The sequence below is a fragment of the Microbacterium pumilum genome, assembly GCF_039530225.1.
GTDB classification, from domain to species: domain Bacteria; phylum Actinomycetota; class Actinomycetes; order Actinomycetales; family Microbacteriaceae; genus Microbacterium; species Microbacterium pumilum.
Window position 1 is genome coordinate 4421108 of the sequence record NZ_BAAAOH010000001.1, and the last position, 17901, is coordinate 4439008.

Sequence of the window (17901 nt, forward strand, 5' to 3'; positions counted from 1 at the left end):
GTGCCGAAGACCCGAAGGACCCCTCCTCCGTATGCGTTCAACGCGCCCGCTTCGCCCTGCCCGCCCCATCCACCGTCATACTCTCGCAACTGCCAGCGTCGCCGCCGGAGCCGCCCTCGCGGTCATCGCGATGACCGGCCTGACCGCGGCATCGGCCTCGGCATCCGTCGGCGCGGCGACCGATGAGACGGTTGCAGCGACGATTCTCATCGCCGCGCCGGCGCCCGCCGAGACTGTGGAACCGGCGACACTGGCTGAGATCACAGCGCAGGCGAAGGTCTCCCTCGCTGCAGCGAAAGAGTCGCTCGCGGCTGCCGAGAGCGTGACCGCGGATATCGCCGCATCCGGGCTGGACGTCGGCATCGAGAAGACGACGGTCGACACCGCAGCCCTTCGCGACCAGATCGACCGGCTCTCGGCACTGGACGAGCTGCCGCTCTTCTTCCTTCCCGGCGTGCAGTACGAGGCTGCGAGCGAAGTGCAGCGCGTCGACGAGCAGACCGCTACGCTGCGCGAACACCTCGTTAAGGCCAAGGTGAAGCGAGCCGCCGAGGTGGCCGCCGCGAAGGCCAAGAAGGCCGCCGAGGAAGCAGCCGCGAAGGCGAAAGCTGAAGCCGAAGCAGCCGCCGCGGCAGCCGCCGCAGCGAACACACCGGATGGCGCCAGGGCGGTCGGAGCACAGATCGCGTCCGCGGAGTACGGCTGGGGAGCCGACCAGTTCTCGTGCCTCGACTCGCTGTGGAACCGCGAGTCGGGCTGGAACTACCAGGCTTACAACGCGTCCAGCGGGGCCACCGGCATCCCGCAGGCACTGCCCGGCAACAAGATGGCGAGCGCCGGCTCGGACTGGGCGACGAATGCTGCGACGCAGATTCGCTGGGGCCTGGGGTACATCGCTGCTGCGTACGGCACGCCCTGCGGGGCTTGGTCGCACTCACAGGGGTCGGGCTGGTACTGAGTTCGGAGGTGTCGGACGCTTCGACAGGCTCAACGACCTCGGGGGTTCTTCGACAAGCCGATGGGCGGGGTCTAGCGTGGGGAGCGTGAGTGCTCCCATCGATGCAACCGCCACAACCGCCTGGGCCGAACTCGACGCCCACCGATCCGCCTTCGCGCCCGATCTGCGCGGCTGGTTCGCCGATGATCCCGACCGCGCAAGTCGCCTGACCCTCACGGTCGCCGACCTGCACGTCGATCTGTCGAAGAACCTCGTCACCGACGACATCCTCGCGTCGCTCGTGCGGCTCGCCGAACAGACCGGCGTCGCCGATCGGTATGCCGCGATGCTCACCGGCGAGCACATCAACACGACCGAAGACCGAGCCGTGCTGCACACCGCGCTGCGGCGGCCGCCGGGTGCCACTCCCCCGCTCGTCGTCGACGGGCAGGATGTCGACCACGACGTGCAGTCCGTGCTCGATGCGATGGATGCGTTCGCCGAGCGCGTCCGCTCCGGTGAGTGGAAGGGCATCACCGGCAGAACGGTGACGCACGTCGTCAACATCGGCATCGGAGGGTCGGATCTCGGACCGGCCATGATCTTCGAAGCTCTCAAGCCTTACGCGGATGCCGGCATCCAGGCTCGCTTCGTCTCGAACATCGATCCGGCCGACATCGCCCTGAAAACGGCCGACCTCGATCCCGAGACAACGCTGTTCGTCGTCGCGTCCAAGACCTTCACGACGCTGGAGACCCTCACGAACGCCCGACTTGCGCGCGACTGGCTCTGGGCGGGACTCGCCGAAGCCGGCGCGATCGGGGAGGACGAGGCATCCCGAACCGACGCCGTCGCTCACCACTTCGTCGCGGTCTCGACCGCCCTCGACAAGGTCGCGGCCTTCGGCATCGACCCGGCGAACGCGTTCGGATTCTGGGACTGGGTCGGCGGCCGCTATTCGGTCGACTCTGCCATCGGGCTCTCGCTTGCGATCACGCTCGGGCCGGAGGCGTTCCGCGAAGTGCTGGCGGGCTTCCACGCAGTGGACGAGCACGTGCGCACCACACCGCTGGCCCAGAACGTGCCGGTCGTGATGGGCGTGCTGAACGTCTGGTACAACAACTTCCTCGGGGCGCAGACGCACGCCGTGCTGCCCTACGCGCAGCAACTCCATCGCTTCGCCGCCTACCTGCAGCAGCTAACGATGGAATCGAACGGCAAGTCGGTGCGATGGGACGGCACCCCCGTGACGACCGGCACCGGCGAGATCTTCTGGGGCGAGCCGGGAACGAACGGCCAGCATGCGTTCTATCAGCTCATCCACCAGGGCACTCAGCTGATCCCGGCCGAGTTCATCGCGTTCGCGAATCCGGCCTTCCCGCTCGAGGCCGACGGACGGGATGTGCACGGACTGTTCCTTGCGAACTTCCTCGCGCAGACCAAGGCTCTCGCGTTCGGCAAGACCGCCGAAGAGGTCGAGGCCGAGGGCACGACCGGACCGCTCGTCGCGGCGCGGACGTTCGCGGGCAACCGGCCCACGACATCCATCTTCGCTCCGGCCCTCACTCCGCGGGTGCTGGGCGAACTCGTCGCTCTCTACGAGCACATCACCTTCACGCAGGGTGTGATCTGGGGCATCAACTCGTTCGACCAGTGGGGCGTCGAGCTCGGCAAGCAGCTGGCGCTGCAGATCGCACCGGCCCTCGAGGGCGATGCTGCCGCGTTCGACGCGCAGGATGCCTCGACCCGCGCGCTGCTCGACTACTACCGCGAGCACCGGGTGTAGCCACCCGCCCAGTGAGCATGTCCCACTTCCGCCCGGATCCGGCACCCCGGAACCGGGACAACTGGGACATGGTCGACGTGCCCCCGCCCTTGGCCGCAGCGCGACGGCGCCGGCTCTAGACTCCCCCGCCGCCTCCGCCACCGCCTCCGCCACCCGCCGAGCCTCCGCCGCCCGAACCGCCGGAGGTCGACGAAGACGACGATGTGCTGGATGAGAGCGTCGAGATGCCCGACGAGAACGAGCTCGCGCTGAACCCGCTCGTGCCCACGTACCAGGTCGGCGAGTTGCCCTGACCGTAGAGCACGGCGAGCTCTTTCGCCCACTGCTTCTCTTGCCCGAACACGACCGCGTACGGCAGCAGCAGCTCGTACAGCCACAGGATCTGGCGCACATCGCGGCTGTCGATCTGCACCCGCTCGGCACCCTGGGGTGACTGCAGCATGCGGATGCGGTCGGCTTCAGCCCATTCGATGAACTCCTTGAGCCCGCGCAGGTGGTCCCGGGTCTCGGCGCCGGCAGCGGTGAGGGGCCGGCGGCTCATCATTCCGATGATGATGAACTCCACGACCGCGGCCCCGACGATGAGACAGATCGGCAGCACCGGATCCACCGCGTTGTCGAGGGCGAAGAAGCCGAATACGATGACCAGAGCGGCCAACACCGCCGCGACGAGGATGGGGAGTGCCCGCACTGTCGCCGGCACCTTGCGGCGCAGGCCGCGCGTGAAGAGCTCCTGGTTCGCCGCCTTGAGGATCTTCTGCGCCGCCGTCGAGAACCGCGTGTCGGTCCGGCCGAACTCGAACTCCTCGCCCGGCATTCCGGTGGAGAAGAGCCCGTCGAGCAGCATCTGCCCGTCACCGTCGGCCTTCGTCGGGTCGACCAGCACCGCCTTGAGCTTGACCCCGCCCCAGAACTTGCGCTCCCCCTCGACGATGCGGATGCTGCCGACCACGGCCTGCTCGAGAACCTCGGCCGGAATCGCCTTGGTGGTGAGACCCAGCAGCACGGCGCTCTCGAGCGCATCGATGCCGCGAGGCGGGGTGTACTCGGCGATGATCGTCGGGCGACCGGGGTCGTCGCGCAGCTTGCGCGCCCGCGTCACGCCGGCGAACACGAATGCGCCGGCGAGCCCGAGTCCGGCGAAGGCCTGCAGCCAACCCCATGGCGAGGCGAGGTACGACCCGTCGAACGGCGTGAAGGTGCCGGGCTCGAAGCCGATCGCGATCGTCATGGTCTGGTACGGCGCGACGGCGTCCGCACTCGCCACGACGGCACCGTCGCTGTCGCCGATCTCGCACGTGTCGGACGAGCCCTGGTAGCCGACGTAGCAGGCCTGCTGACCGGTGCGTGCGGCATCCAACTCGGCGGGCATGGTCACTCTCGCGCTCACCTCGCCGAACGGCTGCTGCCATTGCGTGCCGTTGACGTCCCAGTAGAACTCGTCCGAACCGGTGTCCTCGAACGCGCGCACGACGTTCTCCAACGTGTAGGTGAACACGTAGGTCTGCGGCCCGTGGACGAACCCGTCGGATCGCGAGGTGATCGAGTAGACGTCATCCTCCGACTCGACCTCGGCGTTGCGGGGATTTCCGTCGCCGTCGGTGACCGACACGAGCTGTGGATGCAGGGGCACCCCGAGGTACGACTCGTCGAGGCTCCGCCGCATCCCGTGATTCTGGTCGTACTCCGGGAACACGGCGACGATGGTCTCGACCACCCGCAGCGTGCTCGTGCCGTCTTCGGCCCGGCCGAGCTCGTACTCGACATCCATGCTGTCGAAGGTGAAGTCGTTGACGTCGGTTGCAATCCCGAGTGCGTCGACCTCGGCGGACGAGTCGATGCTGCAGGCGGCGAGCAGTGCTCCCGGAACGGCGAGCATGACGACGGCGAACACGACGACGCGCCACCACGGGGCCGCGCGCCTCGGTGCGTGCTGTGCCATCGTCACTCGCTCAGCCTATGGCCCCCGGGTTCGCCGTACTCTTGTGCGTATGACCGATCGCCGCCTCGCCATCGATGCCTGGGAGAGTCTCTTCCGCGCGCAGCACGAGGTGTTCGAAGAGATCAGCGGCGACTTCGGCGACGGGCTCAGCCAAGGCGAGTACGACGTACTCCTCACGGTGACCCGCGGCGCCGACATGACCGCTCGGCTGCGGGATGTCACGGCCAACATGCTGATCAGCCAGCCCAGCGTCTCACGGCTCGTCGACCGCATGGCAGCGCGCGGCCTGATCTCGAAATGCCCCGACCCCGAAGACGGGCGCGGAGCCCTCGTCCGAGCGACCGAGCAGGGTGCCGCGGCATTCCGCAAGGTCGCGTCTCTCCATGGGAAGGCGATCGCGGAGCGGATGTCGCTGCTCAGCGATGAGGAGCTCACACAGCTGCGCGACCTGACTGCGAAGCTGCGCAAGACGGCTTCCGACTGCTGACGCCAGCTCACCGACGTCAGATTGTGCACCGCCGTCAGGGCGTGCGCCGCCGGAGCGTCAGCGACGCGAGGATCAGCGAGCCCACGGCGAACCCCACGACGACGAGGATCGGTCCGTACACCTCCCATTCGTCGTCGCCCGCGGTGACCGCGTTGATGGCGTCGATCGCGTAGCTGAGCGGCAGGAAATTGGAGATGACGTAGAGCGCCTCAGGCATCTGATCGCGCGGCATGAAGAGGCCGCCGAGCAGGATCTGCGGAAAGACGATGAGCGGCATGAACTGCACGGCCTGGAACTCGGTGCGCGCGAAGGCGCTCGCGAGCAGCCCGAGCGCGGTGCCGAGGATCGCGTCGATCACGGCGACGAGTCCGAGCTGCCAGACATCGCCCTCGACCTCGAGTCCGCAGATCCAGACGGCGAACGTCACGGTGATCGTCGCCTGCAGCGTCGCCATGAGACCGAACGCGAGTCCGTATCCCACGATGAAGTCGGCTTTTCCGATCGGCGTGGTCATGAGCCGCTCGAGCGTGCCGGACCGACGCTCGCGCAGGGTCGTGATCGAGGTGATCAGGAACATCACGATGAACGGGAAGAGGCCCAGTATCGGTCCGCCGTAGATGTTGAAGACGCCCTCCTGTTCGCTGAAGAGCCACGCGAACAGTCCGACCAGCAGGCCGGGCGCGACGAGCATCAGCACGATCGATCGCGGATCGTGGCTGAGCTGCCGCAGCACACGGCCGGCGGTGGCGAAGGTGAGCGTCGCGTTCATCGCTCGCCCTCCTCGTTCTCGCGCGCGTGGTGTTCACCGGACTCGTGTGCCTCGCGCAGCTCCCGCCGGGTGAGCGGATGCTCGGGCTCGGTGTGGGGGGACGGAGTCGTGTCCGCACCGGGAGCCGCCTCGGCATCCGCGTCCTCGACCGTGTCGACATCCGGCGCTGCGTGGTGCCCGGCGGCCTCGTCCCGCTCGACGAGCGCCAGGAACGCGGCATCCGGGTCATCCGTGCCCGTCTCGGCCAGCAGCCCGGCAGGAGTCGTGTCGGCGATGATGCGCCCGGCCCGCATGAGCACCAGCCGATCGCAGCGCAGCGCCTCGTCCATGACGTGGCTCGAGACGACGAGCGTCGCGCCGCCATCGGCGAGGGCGCGGAACAGCGTCCACAGTTCGGCGCGCAGCACCGGGTCGAGACCCACCGTCGGCTCGTCGAGCACCAGGAGCTCCGGTGAGCCGAGCATCGCGACGGCGAGTGAGACGCGGTTCTCCTCTCCACCGCTGAGGGACGCGATGGTCTGGTCGGCGTGACCGCGCAGCCCGACCTGCCCGATGACTCGATCGACATCCGACCGAGGCGCTCCGATCAGCCGGGCGAAGTAGCGCAGGTTCTGACTGACGGTGAGGTCGCCGTAGACGGATGCGGCCTGCGTGTCGTAGGCGACTCGTCGCCGCTGCGGGCTCGTGCCCGCTGGATCGTCGAGCACCGTGACGTCGCCGCTGTCGATCTTCTGCACGCCCACGATCGAGCGCATCAGCGTGGTCTTGCCGCACCCCGAAGGACCGAGCAGACCCGTGATCTGGCCCCGCGGGATGTCGAGCTGCAATCCGTCGAAGACCTGGGTCGTGCCGCGGCGGACCTTCAGATCGCGCACTTCGACCGCATTCGCGGGCGTGTTATTCATCACACGTTGAATTATGCTCGTGCGCTGAACAGCGGGTCAAGAGGCCGCAGGCGGGTCACGTTGCGGGTTTGGTCGCCTTGCCGTCGAGCCACAGCGTGTCGGACGGGTCGCTGTGCGCGGTGCCGGTGCCCACGTGCTTCGAGTCGATCTTGTCGCCTTTCGTGATGACGTACACGAGAGCCATGGCGTGTCCCCTCCCGAGGCCGTAGTCCTCGTCGAGCCATGCGACGATCTCGTTGGACTTCGTGCCGGGTCCGAAGCCCTTGGCCGTGGCGAGTTCGATGAACTGGCGTGGCGTGAGACCCGTCTTGTCTTCGATGTTGTCGAGGTATGCCTGGAACGACATGCGATTCCCTTCCGAGCTTCGAGCCGAATCACTCCAGAAGATAGCGTTGCACGGTGGGTCCCACGCGCGCGACGAGTTCGTCGACGGTCGCCTCGGTCACCGCCGGCAGCTGCAGCAGATAGCGGGTGATGAGCAGCCCCGCCAGCTGGCCCGCGACGAGTGAGGCACGGAGCGCGGCATCCGGAGTGTCGAGTCGGGCGGCGATCCTCGAGAACAGCTCGCGCTGCAGGAACTCCGACAGCAGCGGTGTCGCCAGTCGGTTGCCGATGCCCGCCCGAAGCAGCATGACACCGCGCTTGCGGGTCTCGGGGCGCTCCCACGCTTCGAGCACGTAGCGCACGATGCGCTCGCCCAGCACGTCGCGAGGTCCTGCAAGCAGGGCCGGGATGTCGACATCCGGCCGCATCGGCGCACCCACCGTCTCGGCGAACAGGTCGGCCTTCGTGCCGAAGTAGTGGTGGAGCAATGCGGCATCCACGCCGGCCCGCGCCGCGATCCCGCGCATCGTCGCACCGTCGTAGCCGAGTTCGCCGAACTCCTCGATGGCCGAGGCGATGATCCGATCGCGCGCGCCGGACTCGCCGCCGCGCGGCCGACCACGGCGCCGCTTGGGCGTGGGGACGGCGTACTCGGGCATGGCGTCAGCCTAGAACGCGCCCACGCAGCGGGCGACGCCCGGTTGCTCGTGGAAATGCCGGAGCCGCCCCCGTCGCGAGGCGGGAGCGGCTCCCAGAGTGGAGCGTGATTCGACTCGGTGTCGACCGGTCACTGGTCGATCGGCTGCGGCTCCTCGGCGTTCTCGTGCGCCTGGATCACTGAGGCATCGCTGCCTGACATGACCTCGATCTTGCGCGGCTTTGCCCGCTCGCTCACCGGAATCGTGACGCTGAGCACGCCGTTGCTGTAGTTCGCCGAGATGCGCTCGGTGTCGATGCCCTGCCCCAGGTTGAGCTGACGCAGGAAGCTGGCGGCCTCTCGCTCGCGTGTGATCCATTTGACGTCGTCGCCGTTGCGCAGCGTCCGCTCCGCGCGGATCGTGAGCAGCTGACCGTCGACGTCGATGTCAACCGAACCGGGGTCGATACCCGGCAGATCGGCGGTCAGGACGTAGTGGTCGCCATCGCGGTACAGGTCCATCGGCATTCGGCGCGGGCCTCTGCGCGTGTCGAAGAGACTTGACGCGAGGCGGTCGAAGTCTCGGCTGGGGTCATAGGTGGCCATGGGAATCTCCTCTCGTTCGTAGAGTTGAGCCGACTCGACTCAACTACGCCCAGACTAGCACTCTGGCATCCCGAGTGCTAATGAGATTTCTGTTCGCCCAGAACGAACCGGGCCAGCATCGGTCAGCACTCGATGACGTTGACCGCGAGACCGCCTTCGCTGGTCTCCTTGTACTTCGTCGACATGTCGATGCCGGTCTGCCGCATGGTCTCGACGACCGTGTCGAGTGACACGTAGTGCGACCCGTCACCGCGCAACGCGAGCCGGGCGGCGGTCACGGCGGTCGAGGCGGCGATGGCGTTGCGCTCTATGCACGGGATCTGCACGAGCCCGCCGACGGGGTCGCACGTCAGGCCGAGGTGGTGCTCCATCGCGATCTCGGCGGCGTTCTCGATCTGGCGGTTGGTGCCACCCATGACAGCGGTCAGCCCGCCGGCGGCCATCGCGCACGCCGAGCCGACCTCGGCCTGGCACCCGCCTTCGGCGCCCGAGATCGACGCGTTCGCCTTGAAGAGCGACCCGAGCGCGGTCGCGGTCAGCAGAAAGCGACGGATGCCGCGCCGGCGGTTCGCCTCGGCCACGAGTTCCTCGTCGATCGGATCGGGGTCGAGCGGGCCCGCCGGCGCGGAGAAGCCGAGGAGCGCGCTGCCGACGAGCTCACCGTACGGGGTCACGGCGTTGCCTGCACCGAGCCCTGAGTCGGCGAGGAATCGCCACCAGTACATGGCGACGGCGGGCAGGATGCCGGCGGCGCCGTTGGTCGGTGCGGTGACCACGCGCCCACCCGCGGCGTTCTCTTCATTGACCGCGAGGGCGAAGGCGCCGAGCCACTCCCCCGGCAGCTCCCTGCGCCCATCGGCCTCCGCTGCTTCGAGCTGTTCGCGGATCGCCGATGCCCGCCGCTTGACCTGGAGCATGCCTGGCAGCAGACCGTCGACGTGCAGACCCGCCTCGACACATCGGGCCATGGTGTCCCAGATGGCGTCGAGCCCGGCGGCGATCTCTTCGTCGCTGCGCAGCGCCTCTTCGTTGATGCGGGCGGCCTCGGCGATCGTGATGCCGCGCTCGTCGCACAGCTCGATGAGCGCGTCCGCGCTGGCGAAGTCGAGCGGATACGCGGGCTTGCTCGACGCGGTCCCCGAGCCTGTCGAAGGATCCCCGTCGCGCCGGATGAACCCTCCCCCCACCGAGTAGTACGTCTCTCGCGACAGGAGTCCTTGGTCGCTCGCGACGATCGGCGCCTGAGCGGGTGCGCTGCCCGTCGCCCGTATTCCGATCGCCGCTCGTGCGGCATCGTCGCTGTTCGGTGACGCGGCGGGTGCGGCATCCGTGCCCCATGCCTCGAGCGTCATCGCATTCGGATGTCCGGGCAGACGCGTTCGCGGGGCGAAGACGATGTCGGCCTTCGAGAACGGCACGGCGTGCGCGCCGTCGAGCACGAGCTGCTCACCGTCGGGCCACTCGCTCCACGCCGCGCGAACGGCATCCGGATCCACGGTTTCGGGAGCCAGGCCCTGCAGTCCCGCGACGACGGCGTCTGGGGTGCCGTGGCCGATACCCGTCGCGCCGAGCGATCCGTACAGGGTGCACGTGACGCGCGCCACCTGGTCGAGCGCTCCCGTTTCGCGCAGACGGGTCGCGAAGTCGAGGGCCGCCCTCATCGGGCCGACCGTGTGGGAGCTCGAGGGTCCTACTCCGATGGAGAACAGCTCGAACGCCGAGACGTATGCGCTCACTCCGCCAGACTACGCCCTGTGCGCATAGTGCCCGGCAATCCACTCAGGTGACGAGCAGGATGCGCGAATCCGACGTGTGTCGACAGGCAGAGTGCTGGGATTTGCCAGGGCTGATCGGCCCGGAAGTCACCGACACCCGCACTGGGCCGCACTATGGCCGCTGGAACGCGATCAACCCGACGGTGTTGCCTTCGGAATCCCTGATGAACGCCTGCCACTCGTCGTGCTCGGCCGGGCCGAGGGTGTCATCGTGGTGGTGGAAGATCACATGCGGGTGCGACACGACATCGGCGAGGCCACCGAGTCGCTCGAGGGTCTCGTGCACGTTGTCGACGTACAGGTAGATGAGGGATGTCGGCGCGTTGCGGTCGAGCAGCAGCCGCACCCCGTCCAGCTCGAAGAAGAGCAGACCTGGCTCATCGAACCGCGCCAGCGGCTCGGCCTCGAGCAGCACGCGGTAGAAGTCCGCGGCGCGACCGAGGTCCTCGGCGTGCTGAGCGATCTGCTGGAGCCTCATGTTCCACCTTCGGTCCCTGAAATTCTGTCACTCGCGCGTCGCATCCGGCGACCCCATCGCAATAGCCTGGTGATGCTCCGGGGGCCTCCGACCGTCGGGAGTCGAACTTAGGAGGAGCATGCCACGACTGAGCGCCGACTCGACGAGCGACATCCAGGAGGTTCTCGACCTGGCCCGCCGCGACGCGACGATCTACGATCCGGTCTTCCTGAATCGCTTCCACGCGCACTTCCCCACGTTGCACCGGCTGTTCTTCACGCTGTACGGCGAGCGCGACGACGGTGTCGAACAGCTCTCGGCCGTGATCGCGGAGGCGTCGGCATCGTGGAATGCGAGGCCCCTCGAGCTCAGGGCGCGCGATGACCGCAGTGACGTCGACCCGGAGTGGTTCCAGTCCGAGCGGATGCTGGGTGGGGTCTGCTACGTCGACCGCTACGCAGGCTCGCTCGCCGGCATCCGCGAGAAGATCCCGTACTTCCAGGAGCTCGGCCTCTCGTACCTGCACCTGATGCCGATCTTCGAGAGCCCGGAGGGCAACTCGGACGGCGGCTACGCGGTCTCGAGCTACCGTCGAGTCGATCCGCGCGTGGGCACGATGGCTGAACTCGCCCACCTCGCGACTGAGCTCCGGGCGGCCGACATCTCGCTTGTCGTCGACTTCATCTTCAACCACACGAGCAATGAGCACGATTGGGCGCGCAAGGCGATCGCGGGCGAGCCCGGGTTCGAGGATTTCTACCTCATCTATCCCGATCGCACGATGCCCGACGCCTACGAGCAGACCGTCCGCGAGATCTTTCCCGACGACCACCCAGGCGCCTTCGTGCAGCTGGATGACGGTCGCTGGATCTGGGCGACCTTCTACCACTTCCAATGGGACCTGAACTACGCGAACCCCGCAGTCTTCCGTGCCATGGCGGGCGAGATGCTGTTCCTCGCGAACCAGGGCGTCGAGATCCTGCGCATGGATGCCGTCGCATTCATCTGGAAGCGACTCGGCACGCCGTGCGAGTCGCTACCCGAAGCCCACCTGCTGCTGCGCGCGTTCAACGAGGTGCTGCGGATGGCGGCGCCCTGCCTGCTCTTCAAGTCCGAGGCGATCGTGCACCCCGACGAGGTCGTAGAGTACATCTCGCTCGAGGAGTGTCAGCTGTCGTACAACCCGCTGCAAATGGCCCTGACATGGGAGGCGCTCGCCACCCGAGACCCCCGCCTGCTGCAGCAGGCGCTCGAGCGGCGCCACGCCCTGCCGTCGGGCACCTCGTGGGTCAACTACGTGCGCAGCCATGACGACATCGGCTGGACGTTCGCCGACGAGGATGCCGCGGAGCTCGGCATCCACGGCTACAGCCACCGGCGGTTCCTCAACGACTTCTTCGTCGGTCGTGCGCCTGGGACGTTCGCGCGAGGGGTTCCGTTCCAGGAGAATCCGAAGACGGGCGACGCCCGCGTCACGGGCACCACGGCGTCTCTCGCCGGCATCGAGGCGGACGACGCAGGCGGCGTGGATCGCGTCATCCTTGCCCACTCGATCGCACTGTCGACCGGCGGCGTGCCGCTCATCTATCTCGGCGACGAGGTCGCACAGCTGAACGACTACAGCTACGTCGTCGATCCGGCAACCGCCGACGACAGCCGCTGGGTGCATCGACCCGCGAATCCGGCCGACCGGTACGCGCAGCGCGACGACCCCGCGACGGTGCCCGGCCAGGTGTACGGACGGCTCTCGGCGCTCATCCGGGCGCGGCGATCGACACCGGAGTTCGCGGGCAACGAGCTGATCGGCTTCGATGCGCACCATCCGGCGGTGCTCGGCTACCAGCGACCAGGAGCGGATGCGGCATCTCCCTGCATCCTCGTCCTCGCCAACGTCGGCGACGATCCGGCGAGGATCGAACCGATGACCTTGAGCGGATTCCAGGGCGACGCCGAAGACATCGTCACGAAGTCCCCCGTCGACCTCACTGACGGGATGACGATGCCGGCGCACGGCTTCGTCTGGCTGCGCGTCACGCCGGTGGGGTGACGACACTCCCGACACACGCGACGCGACGCGACGCGACGCGACGAGGCGAGGCGAGAAGCGAGAAGCCGACGATCACAGTCTGTTGTTGAGGGCTCCGTCGCCGACGGCGTCGGCAATTCTGGAGTTCGTTGTGATCGCGTCGTTCACCCGATCCGAGACCGTAGCCGGATCGACATCCTCGCTGATGTCCGACAACGCATCCGCGAGGGCCTGAGCGTCGATCTCGACGTGCGGCGGCGGGTTGATCGCGGTGAGGTACCCGCGAACGATGTCGAGCTCTCGCTGACGCATCTCGTCGTTGAATTCGTTCTTCTTGACGCGATTCAGCAGATTCAGGTGAACCGGGTTCTTGATGTGAGCCTGTATGCCCGTGATGAGCGAGACGACGTGGATTTCGTCGCTGTTCGACAGAGGGACTAGTGAGTACGACATGTTCTTCTCCTTCGGTCGTTGAGGTACCTCCGCAAGCACCCCTTGGGCGATCCCATCGATGGGTACGCCCAGAATGGTCTCGGTCCAGCCGAGATAGATTCGCCTGATCTGGTTCTGGCGGGCATCGAGAGTCGTGGTGCCGACCTGTGTGTTGCCGGGAAAGTCAGTGGCTGCCACTCTGCCGCCGCCGAGACTGATCACCACATCGCCGGCATGAGCATTGCGATCGCCGGGCGAAGGGTTTATCCGTTCACCCCACCACACCGGAACGCCGGCGGGCGGATTCCGATCACCCTCGTGCTTGCCCGGCGAGTCCGTCCACGCGGCGAAGGCCGTGGGCCACAAGCCGGAAACCGAGGCGCCGTGGTCCGCATACGCTCGCCACACGTGCTGCAAGCACTTGCCGATATCGCACCTGGGAAGCGCGAGAAGACTCTGTGCCGCGGCATTTCCATCGACCATGATGCACACTCCGACCAAGGTGGGGTCCATAGACCTCGCCAGAGTAGTAGTCCTCCGGCGACGTCCGCGAACGGGACTCGATGTCTTGATAGAGCGTGATCGGGCCTGGGTGATACACCCGGGGTCGGAATCAGTCGTCCAGCCAGCGCTCGGCGAGGTGATCGGCGATAACGCGCCGGATCGTGCCTGAGTGCGAGCGCAGCACGATGCTCTCGGTCCTGATGATGTGGCCGCGCCGGCGAACGCCGCTGACGAGGTTGCCATCGGTGACTCCGGTGGCGACGAAGAAGGTGTTGTCGCTCTTGACGAGCTCGTCCGCCTCGTACACGTGGTCGAACTTGAGGCCCGCATCGAGGCCGCGCTGGCGCTCCTCGTCGGACTGCGGCGCGAGGATCGTCTGGATCACTCCCCCGAGCGCCTTGATTGCGCAGGCTGTGGCGACTCCCTCGGGGCTCCCGCCGGTGCCGACACAGATATCGAAGAGCCCGTCCACACTGGCGGCATCGATTCCACCCGCGACATCCCCATCCAGGAGCAGGCGGGTGCCGGCGCCGGCGGCCCGGATGTCGCGAACGAGATCCTCGTGTCGCGGCCGATCGAGAACGGCGACCTGAAGCTCCGACACGGCTCGTCCACGTGCGTTCGCGATTGCACGCAAGTTCTCCCCGATCGGAAGCCGGATGTCTACGACGCCGACCAGGTCTGGACCGGCGACGAGCTTCTGCATGTAGAAGACACTGGACGCGTCGAGCATCGATCCGCGGTCGGCGGCGGCGATCATCGAGATGGCATTGCGCCGGCCGGCGGCGGTCAGCGACGTGCCGTCGATCGGATCGACCGCGATGTCGCACGCGGGTCCGCGGCCGTTGCCGACGACCTCGCCGTTGTACAGCATCGGAGCCTCGTCTTTCTCTCCCTCGCCGATCACGACGGTGCCCGAGAAGTTGACGGTGCCGAGAAATTTGCGCATGGCATCCACCGCCGCGCCGTCGGCGGCGTTCTTGTTGCCATGTCCGATGAACGGGGTGGCACGGATGGCCGCAGCCTCGGTCGCACGCACGAGTTCGAGCGCAAGATTTCGGTCGGGATTTTCGAAGAGGGGCGCGTGCTCAGTCATGGGATCGGTCCTTTGCCGCCGGTTACGCTCGTGGTCAAGGTATAGCAGACAGGGACTTTCCGGATCCCGAGTGTGTCTGGACCTTTGGCCTTGGCCCCGATCCCCTGCCGAGGCGCAGCGAACCAGAGGGCTCCCTGGGAGCGTGGCGCTGGTCAGCCGACGCGATCGGACAGGTTATCGAGGCGGGAAGTGCGCGATCGCAATCGGTCGTTCGACGCGGGGTGAGGCCGGATCAGGCCACTCAACGGTTTCTTCGTAGGGTCGCGTCGGTTCCTGTGCGCCGATCGGCTGCTTGAGGATCGCCGCATCCTCCGACTCCGACGTCCTACCGGATGACGAGGCGAATCGCCGGCCCGAAACCGTGGCGGGCGTCACGCAGATGTAGTTGTACTTCGTGGTGGGGCTCGACGACACGAGGTCCTGCACACCGGACTCGCGGATCTCTTTGTCGATCACGAGTCGGCGCACGGCACCTCGGAGGACGACGCTCCAGTGGAATCCGTCGTCTTCGCCGTCGATCTCGAACGCCGCCACGGGATGCACCACGATGGCCATGAGCTTCGAGCCGGGGGCCGAGCGGATGTAGAGCGATCCGTCATGCACCGTGTAGTTCAGCGGAAAGACGTCGGGGATCCCGTCGAGCGCCTCGACCGCGAGGCGGCCGAACGATCTTGCCTCGATCAACTCCCAGCACTCTGCCGTCGAAAGGTGCTCGACGGTGCCAGGCGTGCTGCGCGCGGCGCCCTCGGAAGGAGTGCGCGTGTTGTCGGTCGAAGTGTTCATGGATGTCTGCTCCTTCGTTCTCCTTTCCCAGTCCACGCCGACGGTACGCCCACCGGAAGGGCCGAAGGTCCCGTCATCCGGTCAGGCCGCCGCGGAGCGGAGCGCGTGCGCTCCATCCATCCGGTCCAGCTCGTGCTGCACGGCTGTCGCGAACGCCGCCCCGGGCACGCTTCCCGCGTCGTAGTGGATGCCGCAGCACAGCCGGTCGTCATACGACACCGCCGCAACGCCGAGGCGAACGTCAGCTGCGAGCACCGCGACGGGCCAGATCGCGGCCACCCGTGCGCCACCGAGCCGGAGGACCCCCGCCGGACCCGGAACAGTCGTGACGAACCCTCCGACCAGGTGCTGACGCCTTGCGAGGCGATCCATGATCCGCGCTCCGACAGGGCCGCGCATGAACTCGAGCGTGCCCTGCGACCGCGCGGTGACCTTCTCGGCGCGCGTCTGAACGGCGATGAGCCGGAGTCGCTCGTCCGGGTCGGACTCGCCGAGTGGCAGACGAACCAGCATGATCCCGACGCGATTCGCCGCCGACCCCCGGCGCGGCAGCGCGACGGGGACCGACACCGGCAGAAGGACGGGGACTCCTTCGCCGGCGGCAGCGAGAGCGGCCGCGTAGCCGGATGCTGCAGCGGCGAGCACCGCGTCGTTCACCGTCGCACCCATCGTTCGCGCATGCGCTTGGAGTGCGTCGAGATCAGCGCTGAGAAACGCGACGCCGTGGTTCGGGCCGCGGTCGCCGAGCAGCACGGTCGATCCGACCTCCCGGCCGCTCAGCGTCATCCGGATGCGGTGCAGACTGGCGCCGAGCCTCGCGAGCGCATTTCTCCTGCGTGGTGCCACGCTGTCGTGCGTCAGGGGCGAAGGCGGAGTCGCGGCAGGCGCCGAGTCGTCGTCGCGATCGAAGAGCCGCTGCGCGATCTCGACCGCCGCCATCCCGTCAGCGATCGCGTGATGGATGCGCAGCACGATTCCCACCCCGTCCGCGCTGGCCCCCGGAACGATCAGGAGTTCCCAGAGCGGACGATCTCGGGGCAGAGGCATGCCCATCAGCTCCCCGCAGAGACGCATGAGTCCAGGCAGCCCGTCCACGGGGTCAGCGCTGCGGATGTGGTGCTGCAGGTCGGGCGACGCATCTGCCCATCGATGCCGCCAACCAGCGATCGCCGCGATGCGACGCAGCTGCGGCAACGAGGCGATCCGCTCACCGACCGTTGCGCGCAGCGCATCCAGGTCAGGGATGCCGTCGACTCCGACGAACCCGCCCGGGGCGAGGAGACCGGCGATCAGGAATACGTTCACCTGCCCCGCGTGGTCGAGCACGAGATTCGCCTCGTCGACCGACGCGAGACGCTGCGTCGATCCGGCGGTCATGCGCCGGCTCGCTCGGTGGCCGGTGCGGCGCGCGCCGCATCCAGATGGCGGACGAAGATCCAGAGCGGGACCGCGCCGATGACGGCGAGTGCCAGGAACAGGGGCACCGCGCCCATCGAAGCGAACGGCGTGCTCGGGTCGGCCATCGCGCCGAACCACTGATCAGTGGCGACGCCGATGCTCTCGAGCACGAGCGTGACGAGCATCGCACCGACGAGCAGCTGGCCGAGCGGCCGCCGCATCCACAACCAGATCGCCGACATCACGAGGAGCGGCAGCCACACCGCCAGATCTTGGACGAACACGGCGTTGGTCGTCGCTCCCGAACCTTGCAGGAAGGCACTCGGTGAGTCGCTGAACATGGCCGGAACGATCGTCCGAAGCCAGACCAGCGCATTGAGAGCGGCCAGCGCGAGCGCGTAGATCGCAATGCCCCGTGCAGGCAGGCGCGCGTCGACTCGCGCGCTGAAGCCGGTCAGATCGATTTGCACCATCACCACCACGGCAGACCAGAATCCGAGTGAAAGCATGGCGACGTAGATCAGGAACAGGCCGTTGAACGGCGTGGCGAAGAGGAACAGCACGGACTGGTAGATGAGATACGCCACAGCTCCGAGCCATCCCACGACGGCTCGCGCCGAATTCCTCGCCGCGAAGGACATCGACGTGATGAGCAGCGGCACGGCGATTGCCATGACCACCAGAGCCGTCCCGCGGAGATTGCCCTGAGCGACGGCCGGCCCGCCGAGCACCCCCGGGATGAAGAACGAGGCGGATGCCGCTGCCAGCGCCACCGCCGCCAGCGCGGCAGCGAGCCGGTACGCCGTCGCCGAGGGCTTCACGCTCGCGGTGAGGCTCTGCTCGGTGCGCTGCCGCCCGGTCGACCGTGGGACCGACCCGGGCGCCCCGTCGGTCCCACGGCGAGTCGATGCGGAAGCGTGCGATTGCGCAGCGTTGTTGTCCATGAGGACAACTCTCCGCGCCGGAGACGGCGCGGTCAGGGCCGAACGTCCCTCGTCGAGCACGTCGCTTGGTGTCAAGGGCTCGTCCGCGCAAGG

At 67.6% G+C, this 17901-nt stretch carries 17 protein-coding genes; 4 read left to right on the forward strand and 13 right to left on the reverse strand.

What is annotated here, in order from left to right; translation table 11 throughout:
• The first annotated feature begins 31 nt into the window (after window positions 1-31).
• Complete coding sequence (locus tag ABD188_RS20015; protein WP_344066679.1) at window positions 32-958, forward strand: aggregation-promoting factor C-terminal-like domain-containing protein; 927 nt, start codon at window positions 32-34, stop codon at window positions 956-958.
• Window positions 959-1043: 85 nt separating this feature from the next.
• The gene (gene pgi / locus ABD188_RS20020; protein ID WP_344066681.1) at window positions 1044-2723 is read left to right on the forward strand and encodes a glucose-6-phosphate isomerase; all 1680 of its coding nucleotides are present in this window, start codon (window positions 1044-1046) and stop codon (window positions 2721-2723) included.
• A 115-nt stretch (window positions 2724-2838) separates the two neighbouring features.
• Here pgi and ABD188_RS20025 read toward each other — a convergent pair whose 3' ends face one another.
• Window positions 2839-4665, reverse strand: coding sequence for a DUF2207 domain-containing protein (locus tag ABD188_RS20025; RefSeq protein ID WP_344067269.1), 1827 nt, complete (start codon window positions 4663-4665; stop codon window positions 2839-2841).
• Between the two features lie 49 nt (window positions 4666-4714).
• On the opposite strand from ABD188_RS20025, the gene ABD188_RS20030 reads away from it, so the two are divergent.
• Window positions 4715-5152 (forward strand): MarR family winged helix-turn-helix transcriptional regulator, encoded by a 438-nt coding sequence (locus ABD188_RS20030; RefSeq protein WP_344066683.1) that lies wholly within the window; start codon window positions 4715-4717, stop codon window positions 5150-5152.
• A gap of 34 nt (window positions 5153-5186) precedes the next feature.
• Here ABD188_RS20030 and ABD188_RS20035 read toward each other — a convergent pair whose 3' ends face one another.
• From ABD188_RS20035 to ABD188_RS20065, 7 genes are all read right to left on the reverse strand, one after another.
• Window positions 5187-5921 carry an ABC transporter permease gene (locus tag ABD188_RS20035; protein ID WP_344066686.1) on the reverse strand — a complete coding sequence of 245 codons (735 nt, stop codon included), beginning with the start codon at window positions 5919-5921 and terminating at the stop codon, window positions 5187-5189.
• Window positions 5918-6826 carry an ABC transporter ATP-binding protein gene (locus ABD188_RS20040; RefSeq protein WP_344066689.1) on the reverse strand — a complete coding sequence of 303 codons (909 nt, stop codon included), beginning with the start codon at window positions 6824-6826 and terminating at the stop codon, window positions 5918-5920. Before ABD188_RS20040 ends, ABD188_RS20035 begins: the two co-directional genes overlap by 4 nt.
• 55 nt (window positions 6827-6881) lie before the next feature.
• Complete coding sequence (locus tag ABD188_RS20045; protein ID WP_344066692.1) at window positions 6882-7172, reverse strand: DUF4287 domain-containing protein; 291 nt, start codon at window positions 7170-7172, stop codon at window positions 6882-6884.
• A gap of 28 nt (window positions 7173-7200) precedes the next feature.
• Window positions 7201-7809 (reverse strand): TetR/AcrR family transcriptional regulator, encoded by a 609-nt coding sequence (locus ABD188_RS20050; protein ID WP_344066695.1) that lies wholly within the window; start codon window positions 7807-7809, stop codon window positions 7201-7203.
• Window positions 7810-7937: 128 nt separating this feature from the next.
• Window positions 7938-8393: an Hsp20/alpha crystallin family protein gene (locus ABD188_RS20055; RefSeq protein WP_344066698.1), complete on the reverse strand. Its 456-nt coding sequence runs from the start codon at window positions 8391-8393 to the stop codon at window positions 7938-7940.
• A gap of 122 nt (window positions 8394-8515) precedes the next feature.
• Entirely contained in the window at window positions 8516-10129 is a 1614-nt protein-coding gene (locus ABD188_RS20060; protein ID WP_344066700.1) for an L-serine ammonia-lyase, iron-sulfur-dependent, subunit alpha, read from the reverse strand.
• Between the two features lie 151 nt (window positions 10130-10280).
• A complete protein-coding gene (locus tag ABD188_RS20065) occupies window positions 10281-10646 on the reverse strand; it encodes a VOC family protein (RefSeq protein ID WP_344066703.1) in 366 nt (121 codons plus the stop codon).
• Window positions 10647-10764: 118 nt separating this feature from the next.
• Between ABD188_RS20065 and ABD188_RS20070 the strand changes: the two genes are divergently transcribed.
• Window positions 10765-12672: an alpha-amylase family protein gene (locus ABD188_RS20070; RefSeq protein ID WP_344066706.1), complete on the forward strand. Its 1908-nt coding sequence runs from the start codon at window positions 10765-10767 to the stop codon at window positions 12670-12672.
• A 72-nt stretch (window positions 12673-12744) separates the two neighbouring features.
• Here the strand turns inward: ABD188_RS20070 and ABD188_RS20075 are convergent, their stop codons facing one another.
• The 5 genes from ABD188_RS20075 to ABD188_RS20095 all read right to left on the reverse strand — a co-directional run bounded on the left by ABD188_RS20075 (window position 12745) and on the right by ABD188_RS20095 (window position 17808).
• A complete protein-coding gene (locus ABD188_RS20075; RefSeq protein WP_344066709.1) occupies window positions 12745-13566 on the reverse strand; it encodes a hypothetical protein in 822 nt (273 codons plus the stop codon).
• 130 nt (window positions 13567-13696) lie between these two features.
• Entirely contained in the window at window positions 13697-14683 is a 987-nt protein-coding gene (gene glpX, locus ABD188_RS20080) for a class II fructose-bisphosphatase (protein ID WP_344066712.1), read from the reverse strand.
• Between the two features lie 174 nt (window positions 14684-14857).
• Window positions 14858-15466 (reverse strand): pyridoxamine 5'-phosphate oxidase family protein, encoded by a 609-nt coding sequence (locus ABD188_RS20085; protein WP_344066715.1) that lies wholly within the window; start codon window positions 15464-15466, stop codon window positions 14858-14860.
• Window positions 15467-15547: 81 nt separating this feature from the next.
• Window positions 15548-16843 carry a wax ester/triacylglycerol synthase domain-containing protein gene (locus ABD188_RS20090; RefSeq protein WP_344066718.1) on the reverse strand — a complete coding sequence of 432 codons (1296 nt, stop codon included), beginning with the start codon at window positions 16841-16843 and terminating at the stop codon, window positions 15548-15550.
• Complete coding sequence (locus ABD188_RS20095; RefSeq protein ID WP_344066721.1) at window positions 16840-17808, reverse strand: hypothetical protein; 969 nt, start codon at window positions 17806-17808, stop codon at window positions 16840-16842. Before ABD188_RS20095 ends, ABD188_RS20090 begins: the two co-directional genes overlap by 4 nt.
• Between the last annotated feature and the right edge of the window lie 93 nt (window positions 17809-17901).